This is a genomic window from Melioribacter sp., assembly GCF_049325435.1.
GTDB lineage: Bacteria > Bacteroidota > Ignavibacteria > Ignavibacteriales > Melioribacteraceae > Melioribacter > Melioribacter roseus.
The window spans coordinates 37,501-57,719 of record NZ_JBMOLD010000012.1 but is presented as its reverse complement, the minus strand read 5'-3'; the positions used below and the strand labels follow the sequence as shown (position 1 = coordinate 57,719).

At 42.1% G+C, this 20,219-nt stretch carries 15 protein-coding genes and 2 rRNA genes (1 of these 17 running past the window's edge); 5 read left to right on the top strand and 12 right to left on the bottom strand.

Features of this window, described 5'->3' with window-relative positions; all coding sequences use genetic code 11:
- Window positions 1-160: 160 nt before the first annotated feature.
- Window positions 161-3,055, top strand: a complete 2,895-nt coding sequence (locus ACOYVE_RS08330) for a TonB-dependent receptor domain-containing protein (RefSeq protein WP_422881522.1) — start codon at window positions 161-163, stop codon at window positions 3,053-3,055.
- Window positions 3,056-3,071: 16 nt separating this feature from the next.
- Window positions 3,072-4,304 (top strand): hypothetical protein, encoded by a 1,233-nt coding sequence (locus ACOYVE_RS08325; protein WP_014856469.1) that lies wholly within the window; start codon window positions 3,072-3,074, stop codon window positions 4,302-4,304.
- Between the two features lie 38 nt (window positions 4,305-4,342).
- Here ACOYVE_RS08325 and ACOYVE_RS08320 read toward each other — a convergent pair whose 3' ends face one another.
- From ACOYVE_RS08320 to ACOYVE_RS08275, 10 genes are all read right to left on the bottom strand, one after another.
- Complete coding sequence (locus ACOYVE_RS08320) at window positions 4,343-5,071, bottom strand: hypothetical protein (RefSeq protein ID WP_422881520.1); 729 nt, start codon at window positions 5,069-5,071, stop codon at window positions 4,343-4,345.
- Window positions 5,072-5,073: 2 nt separating this feature from the next.
- Window positions 5,074-6,399 carry a tRNA (N(6)-L-threonylcarbamoyladenosine(37)-C(2))-methylthiotransferase MtaB gene (mtaB, locus tag ACOYVE_RS08315; RefSeq protein WP_422881519.1) on the bottom strand — a complete coding sequence of 442 codons (1,326 nt, stop codon included), beginning with the start codon at window positions 6,397-6,399 and terminating at the stop codon, window positions 5,074-5,076.
- A gap of 99 nt (window positions 6,400-6,498) precedes the next feature.
- Window positions 6,499-8,328, bottom strand: coding sequence for a 30S ribosomal protein S1 (gene rpsA / locus ACOYVE_RS08310; RefSeq protein WP_422881517.1), 1,830 nt, complete (start codon window positions 8,326-8,328; stop codon window positions 6,499-6,501).
- Between the two features lie 82 nt (window positions 8,329-8,410).
- Complete coding sequence (gene cmk, locus ACOYVE_RS08305; protein WP_422881515.1) at window positions 8,411-9,118, bottom strand: (d)CMP kinase; 708 nt, start codon at window positions 9,116-9,118, stop codon at window positions 8,411-8,413.
- Window positions 9,119-9,157: 39 nt separating this feature from the next.
- Window positions 9,158-9,499 (bottom strand): aspartate 1-decarboxylase, encoded by a 342-nt coding sequence (gene panD / locus ACOYVE_RS08300; protein ID WP_014856464.1) that lies wholly within the window; start codon window positions 9,497-9,499, stop codon window positions 9,158-9,160.
- The gene (locus ACOYVE_RS08295) at window positions 9,496-10,278 is read right to left on the bottom strand and encodes a type III pantothenate kinase (protein WP_014856463.1); all 783 of its coding nucleotides are present in this window, start codon (window positions 10,276-10,278) and stop codon (window positions 9,496-9,498) included. The genes panD and ACOYVE_RS08295 overlap by 4 nt, the downstream gene beginning before the upstream one ends.
- Window positions 10,275-11,519, bottom strand: a complete 1,245-nt coding sequence (gene coaBC, locus ACOYVE_RS08290) for a bifunctional phosphopantothenoylcysteine decarboxylase/phosphopantothenate--cysteine ligase CoaBC (protein WP_014856462.1) — start codon at window positions 11,517-11,519, stop codon at window positions 10,275-10,277. Before coaBC ends, ACOYVE_RS08295 begins: the two co-directional genes overlap by 4 nt.
- The gene (gene panC, locus ACOYVE_RS08285) at window positions 11,506-12,264 is read right to left on the bottom strand and encodes a pantoate--beta-alanine ligase (protein ID WP_014856461.1); all 759 of its coding nucleotides are present in this window, start codon (window positions 12,262-12,264) and stop codon (window positions 11,506-11,508) included. Before panC ends, coaBC begins: the two co-directional genes overlap by 14 nt.
- Window positions 12,264-13,052 (bottom strand): 3-methyl-2-oxobutanoate hydroxymethyltransferase, encoded by a 789-nt coding sequence (gene panB / locus ACOYVE_RS08280; protein ID WP_014856460.1) that lies wholly within the window; start codon window positions 13,050-13,052, stop codon window positions 12,264-12,266. Before panB ends, panC begins: the two co-directional genes overlap by 1 nt.
- Before the next feature lie 210 nt (window positions 13,053-13,262).
- The gene (locus ACOYVE_RS08275) at window positions 13,263-14,030 is read right to left on the bottom strand and encodes an inositol monophosphatase family protein (RefSeq protein ID WP_014856459.1); all 768 of its coding nucleotides are present in this window, start codon (window positions 14,028-14,030) and stop codon (window positions 13,263-13,265) included.
- Between the two features lie 150 nt (window positions 14,031-14,180).
- Here ACOYVE_RS08275 and lon point away from each other — a divergent pair, with 150 nt between their 5' ends.
- From lon to dnaX, 3 genes are read left to right on the top strand one after another with little or no spacing between them, the layout of a single operon-like run.
- Window positions 14,181-16,601: an endopeptidase La gene (gene lon, locus ACOYVE_RS08270; RefSeq protein WP_014856458.1), complete on the top strand. Its 2,421-nt coding sequence runs from the start codon at window positions 14,181-14,183 to the stop codon at window positions 16,599-16,601.
- A complete protein-coding gene (locus tag ACOYVE_RS08265; protein ID WP_014856457.1) occupies window positions 16,601-17,116 on the top strand; it encodes a GAF domain-containing protein in 516 nt (171 codons plus the stop codon). The genes lon and ACOYVE_RS08265 overlap by 1 nt, the downstream gene beginning before the upstream one ends.
- Window positions 17,117-17,120: 4 nt before the next feature.
- Window positions 17,121-18,704 carry a DNA polymerase III subunit gamma/tau gene (dnaX, locus tag ACOYVE_RS08260; protein ID WP_014856456.1) on the top strand — a complete coding sequence of 528 codons (1,584 nt, stop codon included), beginning with the start codon at window positions 17,121-17,123 and terminating at the stop codon, window positions 18,702-18,704.
- A 471-nt stretch (window positions 18,705-19,175) separates the two neighbouring features.
- Here the strand turns inward: dnaX and rrf are convergent.
- A 5S ribosomal RNA gene (rrf, locus tag ACOYVE_RS08255) occupies window positions 19,176-19,292 on the bottom strand.
- A gap of 66 nt (window positions 19,293-19,358) precedes the next feature.
- Window positions 19,359-20,219, bottom strand: a 23S ribosomal RNA gene (locus ACOYVE_RS08250); it runs 2,156 nt beyond the window's last position.

Sequence of the window (20,219 nt, the reverse complement as noted above, 5' to 3'; positions counted from 1 at the left end):
AAAATTACGCCAAAAGAGAGAATTAAACTACTTTTTTATTGTTTTTTTTTGTTATTAACGCTAAATTGTAAAAAAAATTTGGGCTATGGCTTTTATATTATTGAATAGGGTTCTACACAATAAATAATAAATATATTCACCAACAAAATGAGGGGTGTGTATGAAAAAGAAAATACCACTTCTATTATTATTAATCTTTATGCTTCCCTTTGGCCTGATGGCTCAAAACACATTTAGAATAATGGGAACGGTAACCGATACATACGGGGAACCGTTAATCGGCGCAAACGTCTACATCCCTGCTTTTAATACCGGCGCAGCTACGGATATGGCAGGGAAATATGTTATCGAACTTTCGAAAGATGTCGCGCAGGGACAACAAGTGGTGCTCAATGTTACGTATGTCGGATATAAATCCCAAAGCGTAACATTAACGCTTACGGGCAATTCAATTCAGCAGGATTTTGAATTGGAAGAAGACGTATTCGAAAGCGAGACTGTAGTTGTAACGGGCATCGCGTCCAAAACTTCCAAATCCGTGGCGGAAGTAGCAGTTTCGAGAGTTCCCGCCGCGCAATTAGCAGAGATACAAAGTTATCAGGGTTTATCGCAATTGGTGTCGGGTAAAATTTCCGGTGTGCAGGTAGCCCCGTCATCCGGCAACGTCGGAGGTGGTTTCCGTTTCTTCGTAAGAGGCGGCGGCGGACTGAACGGCGATGAACAACCCGTAATTTACATCGACGGTATACGCGTTGAAGACGCTGAGATCGAGGGTTACGGCGTCGGCGGTCAGGGCTCGAGCATTCTCGCAAATCTGAACGTTCAGGATATTGAAAATATTGAAGTGCTTAAAGGACCTGCCGCTGCGGCTATGTACGGCACGGACGGTTCAAACGGCGTTGTTTTGATTACGACTAAATCGGGGAAATTGGGCGCAGGATTGAGACCATATTCTGTGTCTTATAAATACGATTACGGATACAATACTCAGGCATACAAATTCAAAAAGGACCGTTTTGAAAGCGCTGACGGCGCAAACGGCATTTATCAGGACGGTTTAATAAGAAATCATTATGTTAATTTCTCGGGCGGCACGGGAATTCTCCGTTATTACGCTTCGTATGAAAATCGTCTAGAAAACGGTATTCTCCCGAATTCGTCGATGGACAGATCATCGGTCAGATTAAATCTTTCGGCTTATCCGACCGAGAACCTGACATTCCAATTTACTTCGGCGTTCATTTTCAATAATATTCAACGTCCTAATAACGACAACAACATATACGGATGGCTGGGTAATACATTACTTCGACTTTGGTATTTCACGGATAGCGCTTCGGTAGCCGGCATTAAAGACCTGAATAAGAATAACCAGTACTTAGGATCTTTCAAAATCACATGGAAACCGATTGAGGAACTCGAATTAAATGCCGGCGTGGGAATTGACGACAATGACTGGCGTCAAGATCAAATATTCCCCGTTACCGGTAGATATTCGACCATAAACAAAGGACAAAAAAGCATTTACAACAGACACAATCGTCAATATACATATGATTTAAACGCTCGATATAATTATGACATAACGAAGGACCTGAGAGGATCTTCTGTAATAGGAACTCAAATTCTCGACCGTAAACTTACGACAAGCTTTATGTCAGCCGAAAATTTTGGAAGTCAATTTATTATGAACATCGGCTCCGGCCTTACAATCAATGAGTACGACGAGGGATTCAGCCACACTCGTCAGGCAGGTATTTATTTGGACAACAATTTCTCGTATAAAGACCAATACTTCTTAACGCTAGCCATACGAAGGGATTATGCAAGCACAATCGGAGAAAACGCTCCTGCTATAACTTATCCCAAAGCAAGCCTTGCCGTAAGAATGGATAAATACGATTTCTTCCCGAAATTCTTCAGCTTATTTAAGATAAGAGCCGCTTACGGCGAAAGCGGTCAGCTTCCCGGAACAGACGATGCCATACCGTTACTCTGGCAGGCATATAACGGCGGAGCCGGCATTGGCGGCGTTTTGAGTTCGATAGGTAACGCAGGAATTGAGCCGGAAAGAATTAAGGAATTCGAAGTTGGTTTCGATTCGGAATTCTTAAATATGTTCGCTCTCGAGTTCACATATTATAACGGCAGCGCAAAGAATTCAATAATTTACAAAACTAATCCGCCTTCATCCGGCCTTACAGCCAGCACGGTGCCTTTTAATATCGGCGCAATGAAGAATCACGGATTCGAAACATTACTGCAAATCAACCCGATTAAAGGCAGGGATTATAACCTGGACGTCAATATAATCTGGAATTATCAAACGAACGAAGTAACGGATATGGACGGACAGGAAATCCCCGACGGTTTCGACGTGAATTACATTAAAGAAGGGATGAAAAAACACGAGTTCTATACATACAAAACAGTCGGCGCCCGTTTTGACGAAAGCGGTAAATATTTAGGTCCTCAGGTTTCCGACGGTCGAGTAGACCTCGGCAACCCGATTCCCGATCACACCGGCTCTATCAGCTTTAATTTCCGCTTTCTGAAGAATTTCAATTTGTACGCTTTAGCCGAATGGGGACTTAATAACAAGGTATATAATCTTACGAGACAATTCGCAATTCAATTCCGGAACGATACGGAGTATGAAATACTGAGAGCTAAGTTGGGACTTTCCTCGTCTCATGACGAAGTATCTCCTCTGGAAGTTGGTTCTCCCGAATACAAAGCAGCTGCCGAACAATATGCTAAACTCAACACAGCCTACGACGGCAATTTTATTGAAGACGCCGATTATTTCACGATCAGAGAAGTAAGTTTGAGTTACGACTTTACCGAGCTGTTCGGTCAGTACCTCCAAACCTCTTCATATCTGCAGAGAGTTGTGGTAGGATTTTCCGTACGCAATCTTCTCAAACTGACTAAATACAGCGGCGCCGACTACGAACTTAACTTCGACGGCGGCAGAAGTCTTAGCCGAGGCAGCGACTTCCTGACATTGCAAAATCCAAGAACTTATACATTCTGGGTACAACTCGGATTATAAAAAGGGAGAATTTAATATGAAAAGAAAATATATATCATTATTGCTTTTCTTCGCTATCACGACTCTGTTTATATCGTGCGAAGATTACGTATCGAACGTAGACCCCCTTGTCGATGCGGTTGAAGACGAGGTGTTAACTCGGGAATCCGAAGTTCCGTTTCTGATTATCGGTATTCAGGATGAATTCGCTCTTGCAACCGACGATTTGTTCATTGCCGCAGACGGACTTTCGGATCAGCTTTTCTTTACCAGAAACGTTCCGAATGCCACTTATCCTACTTACGAACAAATTGACATAGGCGATATACTTCTGGACAACAACTCCATAGACAACGCATTTAATCCATTGCAGAGATTCCGTAAGTATGCCGATACGCTTATTGCGCGTTTGGATAAAATATCGTTCGAAGATACCGACTTGCAAAAAGAAGGTTATTATAATGCCTATCTATACGGAGGAATAGCAAGGTATTATCTTGCTACTTACTTCGGTCTGACCGAAACGCAAGGAGGCGGAGTTATAAACGTAGGACCGTTTATTCCTTCGAATCAGATGTACGATTTAGCCGTAGAGCGTTTTAAGACAGCTTTGACCTACGCTCCTGGAGACTACGAAACACGCCTTGTCAACTCTTTGATTGCCCGATGTTACCTGTTCAAAGGCGATTATGCGAATGCAGCCACTTATGCGCAACAAGGACTTATTAACGGCGACTCACCTCTCGAAGCAAAATACAGCACTCTAAGCGATAATAATTACAGAGTGCAAGCCGGGGAATTACGTTCTCAATTTGTAGTAGATTTTCGTTTTCCCGAATATATAAACCAGGATCCGTCCGAAGCTAACCGTCTTCCTCTTAAAACACGCAAAGGCGGAGACGGCGTAACATACTACTATCAATACAAATACAAACTGGACGTAACCGGTTTGGTATCGAGCATTCCCGTAATGACATGGCAGGAAAACAACTTAATGAAAGCCGAATTAATCCTCAGAGGCGCAATGGCCGGCGATGCGGTCGCTCTTGTTAACGAAGTAAGGGAATCGCATTCTGTTTCGACAATCACCGATATAAGTCTCGACTCTTCATCGCCCTCAATTGTCGAAGAAAGGGACAAAGAACTTTTCTGCCAGGGAATGAGACTACCCGACCAAAGAAGATTTAATATATTCCATATGCCCGGCAAATGGCAGTATCTGCCGATTACAGAAAATGAAAGGGTAAGAAATCCCAATCTTCCAGAATAATTTTATAAAGAGAGGCGGACTTACATCCGCCTCTTTTTTTAGAAGCTTTTTACAAAGTTTAATTTAAAGGTGGAAGGCAAATCGGCATTGTTTACTACTTCAAAGGAAATGTTCCAGCCCAACGATTCGTTCAAATTTCTGTTATGAATTGCCACCAGACGCACGGCGTTGATGGCGCTAATAATCCTATTGAGGATGAGCGCTCCCACTGCAAACCGCAAATTATTATACGCCTGTTCGCTCGATTTCCATAATTCTCTGTATTTACGCCTGTCTTCGTTATTATTCCATCTCCAATAATGCGTATCGGTATCGTAAACATACGCAAAACTGCGGTTCAGTTCCTGTATCCTGTTATATTCTTCAATGTTCATATAGATGCCAATTGAAGCGTAATAACTGTCGTCTTTTCCGTCCGTTGAAATCCCTCCGTTGGAAACGGCAAAAGCTTTGTAATCGTCTTCTTTCCATTTGCCGTAAATAGAGTAACCTGCATAAACTCCCCAGAGCGCCGCATCCGCCGCTGTAAAGTAGATGCCGCTGCCGTAATCTCCGGCATAGAGCTCGCCCATACCGGGCAGAATCATCGAATAGAGGATTGCCAGTCCGGCGTTCTTTTTTGATTGAGCTACATTCATCGTAACCGGGTTGTATCTTTCCGTAACAAGTTGTCGATTGCTGCCGGCATATTTAATTTCGAGAAGGCTGCCCGAAGTTTGCGCCGCAATCATTGACGAGAACATCAGCAACAAAAATATTCTTTTCATTTTTAACCTGCCTTTGTTTTGAATGAATTAACTATTAAAGAATACTCACCCGTAACAATGTTCCCATCAATCTCCTTAATTTTTACTTTTACAAATTGATTGATTAAATTTTCGTCAAAAGGAATTTTAACACGTACGTAATTTGAGGAAAATCCTTTAATAAAGCCATTATTATTTTCGCTTTCAAATAAAACCGTTAGTTCTTTCCCCATCATCTTCCGATAAAACTCATTTCTCTTTTTCTCGCTTAATATTCTGAGCATGTTGTTGCGTTTCTTTCTTATCTCATGCGTAACGTGTTCAGGCATTTTTTCGGCTTTGGTGTTGGGTCTCTCCGAATATGTGAATACATGGAGATATGAAACCGGCAAATCTTTAAGAAAATTATATGTGTCCAGAAAATCTTCGTCGGTTTCGCCGGGAAAGCCTACGATTACATCCACGCCTATTCCCGCGTCAGGTATACGATTTACTATTTTATGTATCAGTCTGAAATAATCTTCCGTTTTATATCTCCTTTGCATAAGCCGGAGAATTTTCGGGCTTCCGCTTTGCAGAGGAATGTGAAAATGTTTGCAAAGCCGATCTTCCGCAGCGACCAAATCGATTATTTCATCCGTCAAAAGGTTCGGCTCGATAGAGCTTATTCTTATTCTAAAATCTCCTTCGGTCTTCAGCAAATCATTTAAAAGTTTGTAAAGATTATAATCGAGATTCTTTCCGTAATCGCCCACATTAACGCCGGTTAGAATAATTTCTTTATATCCGTTTTCGACCAGACTTTTGAATTCGGAAATCACTTCTTCCGGATTTGCGCTGCGACTCCTGCCTCTGGCCAGCGGTATAGTGCAAAACGAACATTTATAATCGCAGCCGTCCTGAACCTTAAAGAACGCCCGAGTTCTCGAATCGGCTTCTGTCGAATACGACGAGTGAAAAGAATCGAGCTCTTCCGTGGGAGAAACATAAATTTCCGGTTTAATATCTTTTTTGAAATTCTTCAGGTAATCGAAAAGGTTAAATTTTTCTTTGCTCCCCAGCACGGCGCCTACGCCGTCAATTTTGGCAATCTCTTCAGGGCGCAATTGAGCGTAGCATCCCGTAACTATTACGAATGCGTCTGGATTAACTCTCAATGCGCGCCGTACTATTTGTCTGCATTCCTTTTCCGCTCCGTCGGTGACGGAACACGTATTTACGACATAGACGTCGGCCGAATCGTTGAAACCGACAATTTCGTATCCGCGGTCTAGAAATTTATCGCCGATTGTTGATGTTTCGGCAAAGTTCAATTTACAACCCAATGTATAAAAAGCCACTTTCGACATGGCAACTTCTTTCTTTTTGAATAACGTTAAATATAATTTACAAAAAAGGCTGTACTTATATAAAATAAGCACAGCCCGGAAATCAATTTATCAATATGCTTATTCAGATTTTTCTTCAGCTTTATCGGATTCCTGCTGAGACGCTTGAGGCATCTGCGGCGGCATTCTATCTTCATATAAATTGAAATCCGAAGAATCGAACTTACCGGCGTCAGCCTGCTTGATATCGTCTACCGTAACTTTATCCAGTTTATGCGTAGTAATATATTCAGCGATCTCCTCGTCGGATTTTTCTTTCAATACCGCGAGAGCGCTCAATACTATTTTCTTGTTTTCCTTGTCGAACTCAACGACTTTTAGTTCGAGAGTCGTTCCCACAGGGAAACAGTAAGACAGATTTTTTATTTTCGAAGGCGACAACTGAGTTGCGGGGATAAAACCGTCGACTCCGAGAGGCAACTCGGCAATCAGACCTTTTTCGATAATACGAACCACTTTGCCTTCCGTCTTTGTGCCAGCGGCATAAACCGATTCGAAATTATCCCACGGATTCGGATTGATTTGCTTATGTCCGAGAGATATTTTACGCTGTTCGGTATCGACGCTCAGCACAACAACTTCGATGCTTTCGCCTTTTTTAACGACTTCTCCGGGGTGACGAATTTTCTTCGTCCACGACAAATCGGAAATATGAATCAGACCGTCTACGCCGGGTTCGAGTTCGACGAAAACGCCGAAATTAGTGAGGTTTCTTGCAATGCCGGTGTGGCGCGAACCGACGGGATATTTCTTAACGATATCCTGCCACGGATCGGGAGTCAATTGTTTCATACCGAGAGAAATTTTCTTCTCGTCTTTATCGAGGCTCAGAATAACGGCTTCGACAATTTGTCCCATCGAAACGAACTGAGACGGATGACTGATATGCTGAGTCCAGCTCATTTCGGAAATATGGATCAAGCCTTCGATGCCTTTTTCGATTTCGATGAATGCGCCGTAATCGGTGAGGGAAACCACTCGTCCGGAGACTTTGTCGCCCACTTTGTATTTCTCGTCGATATTTTCCCACGGATGCGGCATAAGTTGTTTCAAACTGAGCGAAATACGTTTCTTTTCTTTATCGAAGTCGGTAACGACAACTTTGATTTTTTCGTCGAGTTTTACAACTTCGCTCGGATGATTAATTCTGCCCCAGCTCAGGTCTGTAATATGAATAAGACCGTCGACGCCGCCGAGGTCTACGAATACGCCGAAATCGGTAATTGCTTTTACTATACCTTCGAGTATCTGTCCTTTTTCGAGTTTGTCGAGAATTTCTTTACGTTGATCGGAAATGGTTTCCTCGATAAGCACTTTGTGGGATACTACGATATTTTCAGTCGGGATATTTACCTTAACAATTTTGAAATCCATCGTTTGACCTACAAAGGCATCGAAATCCCTGACAGGTCTGATATCGATTTGAGAACCGGGCAAAAATGCCTCGATGCCCATTAAATCGACGACCATACCGCCTTTGATGCGTTTGAGGATTTTACCCTGAATGACTTCGTCGTTTTCGTAAGCTTTAAGAACGCGCGACCATACTTTGAGGAAATCGGCTCTTTTCTTGCTCAATACGAGATTGCCGTCTTCGTCTTCAAAGCTTTCAATAACAATATCGACTTTATTGCCGATTTTGATTTCTTCGGTAGCTGAGAATTCCGATTTCGGAATGGTACCGTCGGTTTTATAACCCACGTCGATAACGACGTTGTCGCCGTGGATACCGACAATTGTACCCTGAATAATTTCGTCTTCTTTAATATCTCTGAAAGACTCGGAATAAAGCTTGGTAAGTGTCTGAAGTTCTTCTTCCGTATACTCTTCCGGATTGATAAATTTGACGTTGTCTAATTGATTTTGCACTTTTTCTTGTTTATCGGACATTAGTCCTCCTACTTTTTACCGCTCGCGTCTTCCCGCCATCAAAAAAGCCGCGGCAGTAATAATTTGTTACACATTTAGTTAATTACGATGGCGACAAACTTTTTAATTGTATTCCTTTTTTTTCGAGAGCTTCTTCAATCTTTTTAATCAGCAGTTCCAGATCGTCGTCGGGAGTTAGACCCGTATTGTCAATTTCGAGAGCGTCTTCGGCTTTTTTAAGAGGCGCCACGTCGCGCCCGCTGTCTATTTCGTCTCTCTTGGCCAAATTGGCTTTCACATCGTCGAAAGAGATATTTACACTACCTTCCTGATATTCTTTGAACCTTCTTCTGGCTCTTTCGTCCAGAGAAGCCGTCAGGTATATTTTCACATCGGCATCGGGAAAAACCACAGTCGCAATATCTCGTCCTTCGGCAATTAAATTACAATCTTTCCCGATTGCTCGCTGAAGTTTTACCATTTCTTCGCGCACTCCGGGAATAGCGCTAATTTCGCTCACTTTCGAATTTACTTCAGCAGTCCTTATTTTATCCGTAATTTCTTCCCCGTTCACAAAAACACGAGTAACGCCGTTTTCAAAACGTAATTTTAAGTCCAGATTTCTGGTCATTTCGACAACGGCGTCGTAATCGTCGGCAATTCCACGCTGCAAAGCGCAATAAGTAATCGCCCGATACATCGCTCCGGTATCAAGATAAGTGAAATTGAGCTTACGGGCTAAGTTCTTTGCTGCGGTCGATTTACCCGAGCCAGCAGGACCGTCTATTGCTATGATAATTTTTTTCGACATTGACTTACAAAAATATGAAAACGAAAATCTTACTGCAAATTATTTTACCCGGTTTTGGCCGTCCAGGAGGAGTATTTTCGGTTTGAAATTATTGGTTTCAGACTCGTCATAAACGGCGTAACTGGCAATTATAATTAAATCGCCGGGTTGTGCCAGTCTGGCAGCCGCTCCATTGAGTCCAATTTCTCCCTTGCCGCCGTAGATTACGTACGTAGAAAATCGTTCTCCGTTATTGATATTATAAATATCGACTTTCTCAAATTCTTTTATGTCCGCCAGCTCGCATAATTCCCTGTCGATGGAAATTGATCCCTCGTAGTTCAGGTCGGCTGATGTTACAACCGCTCTGTGAAGTTTCGATTTTAATAGCGTTCTTTTCATTTTTCTGATTCTCTGTTAATTAAAATTGCTTTGAACAGACCGTCGAGCACCAGAGTAGGAATTATAATGTCAAAGAGTCCGGCAGATTCGAACAGTCTGGAGAAACCGCCCGTACCGATAACAACCGGCTTGTCTTCGCCGAAAGCTTCTTCGGTAATTCTTTTTTTCAGTTCATTAACCATTCCGATTTGTCCGAAATAGAGTCCCGATTGAATACTCTCGACAGTCGAGCGTCCGACTACTTCAACTGCTTCGGTTATTTCAACGGCGGGCAGCTGCGCAGTAGAGCTCTCAAGAATTTCCATTGAAATTTTCACACCAGGAATAATAATACCGCCGAGATATTCCTTTTGCTTGCTAATAACGCAAAACGTTGTGGCTGTGCCGAAATCGACTACGATCAGATTTTTTCCGGGAAACTTATCGACAGCCGCAATTGCATTGGCAATTCTGTCGGCTCCGACTTCGAGCGGATTTCTGTATTTTATTTTCAAACCCGTTTTCACTCCCGGCTTCAGAAAGAACGGCTCTATATTGAAGTATTTCAGCGCCGCCGAACGGATTGAATGATTTAAATCGGGCACAACGCTGCAAATGGATATTTCACTGACTTCCTCAGGAGTGAAATTGTTTTCCTTCAGCACGCTCCTTAAAAAAATACCGAACTCATCGGATGTGAATCGTTCGCGCGAAGTTTTCCTGAATTGCAATACCAATTCGGAATTCCGATATAATCCGCCGTAAATGTGCGAATTCCCGACGTCAAGACAGATAATCATTTTTCATCCCGTCTATTTGATTCAAAATAATTTTCGAGTTGCATTGCGAGCGAAAACGGATCTTCCGAAGAATTTATGATTCCGTTCTTGTCGTAAAGATAAAAATTCCGCTGAACGCCGTTCGTCCGATCGCTCAGGTCGTTTTGTACAACAAGGTCGCAATTACTCTCGGTTAACAATTTTTTGACGGCTTCTTTTCTTTCTTCTTTATTCATCGTATTGGTAAACTTAAACCCGACAACCGTGATTTCCTTTTTCGAACTGTATTCTCTTATTCGCGCCAATATTTTGTGATTTCTTTTTAAAATAATTGAAACATTTTCAACGCCGGAAGAGATTTTTTTATTCGACGGCAAATCGAGCTTAATATTCCCTGCCGTCATTAACGCCGGAGAAAAATCGCTGACAGCGGCATTATGAACGACTACGTCATAATCATTTTTGCCAAGCAACAATTTCATCCTGTTATCCAAGCTTTCGAAATCCGCGAATCGATATATATTGTTTACCATTCCCGGACGCATTGCATCTTCCGCCGAAAGGTAATCGACAGCGTGTCCTCTGGCAAAAAAGTAATTGGCCAATTCCGACGCCGTTTTTCCTGTGCTCAAATTTGTAATATAACGCACGCCGTCGATATTTTCTTTTGTGCCCCCGGCAGTAATCAGAATTTTTAGTTTTCTTTTGGCTTTCTCTTTTTTAAGCAATTTAGCTTTGACGACATTAAAAATAATTTCGGGTTCAAGCAGTTTACCTGCGCCTTCGTCGCCGCACGCAAGGTAACCTTCCGCGGTAGGTAAAACATCTGCGCCGAATTCGATTAATTTTTTTATAGAAGCCTGAGTTGCCGGATTGAAATACATATTCGTATTCATCGCCGGAGCCACAAGGAAAGGCGTGGAATTGTCTCTTGCCAGTGCAAGCGAAGTCGGCAAATCGTCGGCAATACCGGAAGCAATCTTATTAATCACGTTTGCCGTAGCCGGCGCAATAATGAAAAGATCGCACCATTTAATCAAATTGATGTGGCTCATAACCGTTCCGGGATCGAATAAATCGTTATAGACCCGATTTCCGGTTAAGCCTTCAATCGAGGCGTTCCCTACAAATTGAAGAGCCGACTTTGTAGTAACGACTTTTACATCGCACCCGTTCTGAACCAATCTGGAAATCAGATAGAGCGATTTATAAGCCGCAATCGAGCCGGTGATTCCGAGGAGAATTTTTTTAGATTTTAACATTATCGATCAACCTCACATTTCCCACATAAACGGCTCCCAATCTTCTCCCGTCCATTTCTTCGATATAATCCACTTTGAAGCCGAGATTTTCGAGCTCTCTGAAAATTTCTTCTTTCGACTTATCCGATTTCAAAAGGCGAGGGAAATTAAGCGCAAATTTACGCTCCTCTTCCGAGAGCAGTTTATTTCTGGAACTTAACGCCAGTCCGTCTACGTCTCTTACAATGGGACACTGAATTATTTCTATATCCATAAAAAACGCTTTGCACATTCCTTCGATTAATTTTAGCTGTTGATAATCTTTTTCTCCGAAATAGGCTTTGTGCGGTTTAATAATGTTGAACAGTTTCATTACCACCGTCAATACTCCGTCAAAGTGTCCCGGTCTGAATTTGCCGCACAAAATTTTACTAAATTCCGATTCGCTTAGTTTATATCTGTAATTGTCGTTATAAATTTCTCCATAGTCCGGAAAAAAAAGATAATCGACGTTATGGGAATTCAAAATCTCATAATCTTTTTCAAAAGCGCGGGGATAATTTTGCAAATCATCCGGGTCGTTAAATTGCGTCGGATTGACGAAAATGCTTACAACCGTAATCTCGTTATCGGACACGCTTTTCTCAATTAATGATTCGTGACCCCGATGCAATGCTCCCATTGTCGGCACAAAGCCGATAGATTTGTTTTCTGTTTCATTTCTTACTTTTCGCCATTCCGATATTTTTTTAATTATCCTTGTCATCAGTAACTCTCGTTTTTATTCGGAAAATTTCCGTTTTTAACGTCGCGTGAATAAGCATTAACCGCGTCCATAATCGAACTGTAACCATCCATATATTTTCTCAGGAACTTAGGACTAAAATCTTTATTAAATCCCAACATATCATGAAGAACGAGCACCTGTCCGTCCATATACATACCTGCGCCTATGCCGATAGTAGGAATCGAAATTTGTTCCGTAACTTCCTTTGCAATTTGCGAAGGCACCATTTCGAGTACAATCCCAAAACATCCTGCGGCTTCCAGTTTGCCCGCGCTTTCGATAATAAAATCGGCTTCTTCTTTTTCTTTACCTCTTAATTTGAATCCGCCGAACTTGTGAACCGATTGAGGCGTCAGTCCAAGATGTCCCATGACGGGGATGCCCGAATCGATCAAATAACGAATTGAATCGATCGTATCCTGGTCGCCGCCTTCAATTTTTAATGCCTGCGCTCCTGCTTTAATTAATTTCCCCGCATTTTCAATCAATTTATCTTTGCCCCTACGGTGCGCAAGGAACGGCATGTCCGCTATAATAAGTTTGTTTGTAATCCCGCGTTTTACGGCGGAAGTATGCAAAGCCATTAAATCTATGTCGGCGTTAACGGTAGTTTCATAGCCGTGTATTACCATAGCGAGACTGTCGCCGACGAGGGCTGCATCGATATCCGACTCGTCGATAATTCTTGCCGACCAGTAGTCATAGCAGGTAACAATCGAAATTTTTTCCTTCGATTTAGATTTTCTGAATTCCGATACGGTTTTCATTAGCCTCATTTACAGGACGGATTCCATCTAAGGACGAGTGTGAAGTATTAGATACGGAAAGGAAAAAGAGTTTCATTTTCATGGTACCTGTCCCGGGGATCAAGTCCTGTTATTCTTATTTTATTTATTTAATCAAAAAAGTAACCGTTCACAAGAATCGGTTCTTTTTTATAACGCAAAATTAAAACAATAAGTTTTATATAACAAGAGTCAGACGCTGTTTAGCAATTTTAGCATTTTATCGTGAATTTTTCCGTTCGTAGCCAATATCTGTTTCCCGGCAAGATCGAGCGGTTCATTATTAAAATTAGTGACCACTCCGCCGGCTTCTTCGACGATTAATTTGCCCGCAGCCATATCCCACGGATTTAAAGAGACTTCCCAAAAACCATCGAAAATTCCCTCGGCTACGTAACACAGATCGATAGCCGCCGAACCGAGACGTCTGACGGCTCTCGAATTTTTCAGGAAAATTACGAAACGTTCAATTGCATGGCCGGGATTTTCATCAATATTATACGGAAATCCGGTAACGAGCAGACTCTTTCTCAAATCGTCATTCAGGCTTACCTTTAATTTACGGCCGTTACAAAAAGCGCCGCCGCCTTTTTCGGCGCTGTAAATCGCTTCTCTCATAACGTCGTAGACTACTCCGCAAATGACCTCGTCGCTTCTTTGTACGGCAATCGAAACCGAAAAAATCGGGAGCCCGTGCGCGAAATTCGTAGTGCCGTCCAACGGGTCGATAATCCATTTGTACTCCGAATCCCGTTCCTTAATGCCGCTTTCCTCAGCCAATACAGAATGGCCGGGAAATTCTTTCGATATAAAATTAATTATCGCTTCTTCGGATTTTTTATCGATTTCGGTGACGAGATTTGCCAGATTAGTTTTATATTCTATGGAAATATTCTTTCTGTAACCTTCTTTGATAATTTCTCCGGCTATTTGCGCCGCTTCAATTACTTTGTCAAGCATTTATGCCCCGTAAAGATTAAAATTATGTCCCACAAAAATACTATTTTTGTAGAACAAAAATTGAATTTCTTCGGGCGTTTTATACTGATTGATAGCCTGCGCATTATTATGTATATTTAATTCAACCAATACAAAGGAACAAAGTTTTATATGGAAGAAAAAATCAAAGCCAGCGAAAATGATTATTCGATGATTGAGGACATTCCGAATAAATTACCGGTATTGCCTCTGAGAGATACAGTAGTTTTCCCCTACATGATTTTTCCCGTACTCGTAGGAAGAGAACAATCGATCAAAGCCGCAAATTTTGCGCTCGAAAACTCCAAGTATATTTTCCTTGCCGCTCAAAAAAAGGCGTCGATCGAAGAACCAACTCCGGAGGATATTTATCCCGAAGGCACGATAGCAAAAATTATTCAAATCCTGAAATTGCCCAACGGCTTACTGAAAATTTTGGTCGACGGAGTGATTCAGGGCAGAATAGTTCGTTTTACGGACAGAAAAGAATTTTTCGAAGCGGAATTGGAAGTTATTACGCCAACCGAGGAAAATCCACGCGAGCTCAACGCCCTTTTAAGGCAGATGTCGAACCTGTTTAAGGAATATGTTAAAATAAACAAAGCTATTCCGCCAGAAGCCATCAATGCATTCGAAAATATCGACGAGCCCGACCGCAAACTGTTCTACGTAGCAGCCAACATAAATCAATCGATCGAAGTAAAACAAAAAATTCTACAACATTTTTCTCTGAAAGACCAACTTTATGAAGTCATAAGAATACTCAATTCGGAAATTGAAATTCTTAAAATCGAAAAAGAGATTGAAAATAAAGTCCAGGAAAATATTGCCAAGACACAGCGCAAATTTATTATACAGGAACAGATAAGAATATTGCAGGAAGAACTGGGAGACGAAGAGGAAATCGCTCCCGAATTTGTCAAATTAAAAGAGCAAATCGAAAAAGCAAAGATGCCCAAACCCGTCTATGAAAAAGCCATAGACGAATTGAATAAATTAAAGAAGACGCCTCCGTCTTCCCCCGAAGCGACGGTAATTAGAAACTACCTCGATTGGCTGATTGCAGTGCCCTGGCACAAAAAAACGCGCGACAATCTCGACGTGAAAAACGTCAGAAAAATCCTCGACGAAGACCATTACGGACTCGAAAAACCGAAAGAAAGAATTGTCGAACATATTGCCGTTCTGAATCTCGTCAAAAGTATGCGGGGACAAATACTTTGTTTTGTAGGACCTCCCGGAGTTGGAAAAACTTCATTGGGAAAATCAATCGCAAGAGCGCTTGGACGTAACTTTGTAAGGATTTCACTTGGCGGAGTACGCGACGAAGCTGAAATCAGAGGGCATCGCAGAACATATATCGGCTCCATGCCGGGCAAGATTATTCAGTCGATGAAAAAAGCCAAGACAATTAATCCGGTAATGCTGCTTGACGAAATCGATAAAATGAGCATGGATTTCCGGGGCGACCCGTCTTCGGCTATGCTCGAAGTTCTCGATCCCGAACAAAATCACTCATTCAACGACCATTATCTCGACGTCGATTATGATCTCTCGCAGGTAATGTTTATTACTACGGCAAATGTCAGATATAATATTCCGTTACCCCTTCAGGATCGTATGGAGATTATAGAATTACCCGGATACCTGGAATTTGAAAAACTTGAAATTGCGAAAAGACATATTATTCCCAAGCAATTAAAGGCGCACGGACTCGATAAATTCAAAATCGAAATTCAGGACGAAGCGATCAAAAAGATTATCAACGAATATACGCGGGAATCGGGAGTCAGAAATCTTGAGCGCGAAATTGCGTCGGTATTCAGAAAAACGGCGCACGAAATCGTAATTTCAACAAACGGTAAGAAAAAGCCGAAATTGAAAATTACGATTACACCCGAAACTATTGAAAAATATCTTGGCGTTCCCCGATTCCGTCCTAAGAAAGCCGACAAAGAATTACGGGTCGGAAGCGTAACGGGATTGGCATGGACAAGCGTCGGCGGAGAAATTTTACAGGTCGATGCGACCGTTATGGACGGTCAGGAAAAACTTACTCTTACGGGACAAATCGGTAATGTTATGAAAGAATCGGCGCTTGCCGCATTGAGCTACCTCCGGTCGAATGCTAAAGAATTGGGTCTTCCTGCCAATTTTCATAAAGGCAAAGAAGTTCACATTCACCTGCCGGAAGGCGCCATTCCCAAAGACGGTCCTTCAGCGGGCATAACAATGGCAATGGCTCTTTATTCGGTCTTCAGCGGTAAACCTGCCCGGAACGACGTAGCCATGACCGGAGAAATTACACTGAGAGGAAAAGTTATTCCGATAGGCGGACTGAACGAAAAATTACTCGCCGCTCAAAGAAACGGTATGTCGATCGTTCTTATTCCTAAAGACAATGAGAAAGATTTAACCGAAATCAAACCGGAAGTAAAAGAAGGACTTCAGATTATTCCGATAGAGACTATAAAAGACGCCATACCGTATGTCTTCGGGAAAATAACCGGAACAAGGAAAAAGAAAACTACCTCTAAAAAAAGTAGGAAATAATGGCTGAGTATCAACAAATAGACAAAGTTCTTCCGGAAGAAGAAAAATATAAACTGATAATCAAGCAATCGGAAAGCATTTTAGATAACGCTTTGCCCCTGCTTTCGAATCTTTCGAACATTACCGCCCTTCTGAAACAAACATTCGATAAAATCAGCTGGGTCGGTTTTTATTTTAACAGAGACGGCATACTTTATCTGGGGCCGTTCCAGGGTAAAACAGCATGCACAAAAATTAACTTTGGAAAAGGGGTTTGCGGAAAATCGATTGAAACAGGAGAGACAATAGTGGTTGAAGACGTGGAAAAATTTCCCGGTCATATTTATTGCGATGCGGGTTCAAAATCCGAGATAGTTGTGCCCATAATCAAAGATGATATAAAATACGGAGTTTTGGACCTGGACAGTTATATTCCCGCTGCATTCGGTAATACCGACAAAATTTATCTTGAACGTCTAATCGGAATTTTGTCAGAACAATTAAATTTGGATAAACTAGAACGATTAATGATATAATATTATGAGCAATTTTTTAGTAACAGCGCGTAAATGGCGACCTCAGAAATTCGAAGAAGTTGTAGGTCAGGAACACATTACAACCACTCTGAAAAATGCCATTAAAAACAACAGAATTGCGCACGCATATCTTTTTGCGGGTCCGCGCGGAGTAGGAAAAACCACTACGGCTCGAATTCTTGCAAAGGTATTAAATTGCCTCAATCCGTTAGACGGCGAACCGTGCAACGAATGCGAAATGTGTAAATCTTTTCACAACTCCCAGTCTCTCGACGTAATCGAAATTGACGGCGCTTCAAACAGAAGGATAGAAGAGATACGATCGTTAAGAGAATCCGTAAAGTACGCTCCTGCCAAAGGGAAATATAAAGTTTATATCATCGACGAAGTTCATATGCTCACTCCTGAATCTTTTAACGCCCTTTTGAAAACGTTGGAAGAACCGCCGGAACACACGCTGTTTATTTTTGCCACCACGGACGTTCACAAAGTGCCGCTTACGATTGTATCCCGTTGTCAACGTTTTGATTTTCGAAGAATCGAATTAAATACGATAAAAGACCTGCTTTCAAAAATCGCGGAAGCCGAGGGCATTCAAATTGACGATACGGCGCTTTCGTTAATAGCCAAAAAAGCCGACGGCGCCCTTAGGGACGCGGAAAGTCTCTTCGACCAAATAATTTCGTATAGCGGAAAAAAGGTTAATTCCGAAGAAATCTCTCAAATGTTGAACTTAATCGATCAGGATATTTATTTCCGCATATCCGACGCTATACTTTCGAAAGACTATAACGCTGCATTCGAAGTTACGCGAACTATCTACGACAACGGATGGAATTTTATCGATTTTCTGAATGAATTGAACGAACATTTCAGAAATATTTTCACGGTAGTATTAAGGAAATCGACCGATCTAGTCGAAGCGGCCGAACTGTATAAAGAAAAATATCTCCTGTATAAAGACAGCTTCTCGGAAAGCGACTTACTCAGGATACTAACATTTATAAATAAAACTCAATATGAAATCAAGTCAGCTACAGACCAGCGGCTTAAAATAGAAATTGCTTTGTGCCAATTAATCGGTTTAGAGAAAACCGCAACAATCAGCGATATTATAAAACAAATTTCTTCAACTCCGGTAAACAGAAATATTGATTCTTCTCCTATCCAAAATAAAACGCAGAAAACATCGAATGTAAGACCCGCTTACAAGGAAGAAGTAAACGTTCCCGAAGTAAAAAAATTCGTCGCTCCTTCGCCTAAGGACGAAAAGGAGTTAAAAGGAATAATTTCCAAATGGAACGAATTCGTAGAGCAGGTAAAATCGGAAAAACTCTTTTTCGGATCGCTTCTCAACAAAACAAATCCCATAGAATTTATCGACAATCGCATAGTTCTGGAAGTAGAACACCCTGACGATTTTGATATTATCAATGATCACAAAAATTATTTAGAGCAAAAGACTAAAGAAATTTTCGGCAAAAAGATTGAATTTAATATTTCGAATGCCGGCAATTCCGCGAAATCGGAAGAATTGAATACGTTGGCAAAAGCAGTAATAGATAAGTTGGGCGGAAAAAAAATATAATCCCAAGTACAGCAATTATCTTTTAACAATTTTAGTAAGTTTGATATCTATCACTTTTTTCCCATGCTCGAATAATTTCATAGAAATAAAATTATATACTTAACAGCTACCGGATTTACCCCGCCATCGGCGGGGCTCCCGCACCGTTGCCTTACTTAATTTTCATTAAAATACATTTTAAAATAAAAAAGCCCGACGTATAATCGGGCTTAAATTATAATCCTGGCAGCTACCGGATTTTATCCCGCCACCGGCGGGACTCCCGCACCGTTGCCTTACTTAATTTTTCATTAACATACATTTTAAAATACAAAAGCCCGACTTATAATCGGGCTTAAATTATAATCCTGGCAGCTACCGGATTTCATCCCGCCATCGGCGGGGCTCCCGCGCCGTTGCCTTACTTAATTTTTCATTAAAATACATTTTAAAATAAAAAAAGCCCGACGTATAATCGGGCTTAAATTATAATCCTGGCAGCTACCTACTCTCCCGCACCGTTGCCAGTGCAGTACCATCGGCGTTTACGGGCTTAACTTCTCTGTTCGGAATGGGAAGAGGTGTTTCCCCGTAGCTATAACCACCAGAAAATTTCAAACATTAAAAAAGATTGGAGAGAACGAAAACTTATACATCTATCTTGGAATAAAATTAATGGCTAAGTCGCACGACCTATTAGTACTGCTCGGCTGAATCCGTTGCCGGACTTACACCTGCAGCCTATCAACCTCGTAATCTCCGAGGAGTCTTCAGACCCGACTTTCGTCGGGAAGGGATACCTCATCTTGAAGTGTGCTTCGCACTTAGATGCTTTCAGTGCTTATCACATCCGTTCATAGCTACCCAGCGCTGCCACTGGCGTGACAACTGGTACACTAGAGGAACGTTCGCTTCGGTCCTCTCGTACTAGAAGCGACTCTTCTCAAGTATCCTGCGCCCGCATAGGATAGGGACCGAACTGTCTCACGACGTTCTGAACCCAGTTCACGTACCGCTTTAATTGGCGAACAGCCAAACCCTTGGGACCTTCTTCAGCCCCAGGATGCGATGAACCGACATCGAGGTGCCAAACCTTGCCGTCGATATGAACTCTTGGGCAAGATCAGCCTGTTATCCCCGGCGTACCTTTTATCCTTTGAGCGATGGCCCTTCCACTCGGAACCACCGGATCACTAAGCCCTGCTTTCGCATCTGCTCGACCTGTGTGTCTCGCAGTTAAGCTCTCTTATGCCTTTGCACTCAACGCATGATTACCAACCATGCTGAGAGAACCTTTGGGAGCCTCCGTTACTTTTTGGGAGGCGACCGCCCCAGTCAAACTACCCGCCTAACACTGTCCCTGGCCCTGATTCAAGGGTCGAGGTTAGAATCCAAATAAAGCAAGGGTGGTATTTCACCGTCGACTCCACGACGCCTAGCGGCGCCGCTTCATAGTCTCCCACCTATCCTACACATGCTTTACTCGAACCCAATGTTAGGGTGCAGTAAAGGTGCACGGGGTCTTTCCGTCCATAT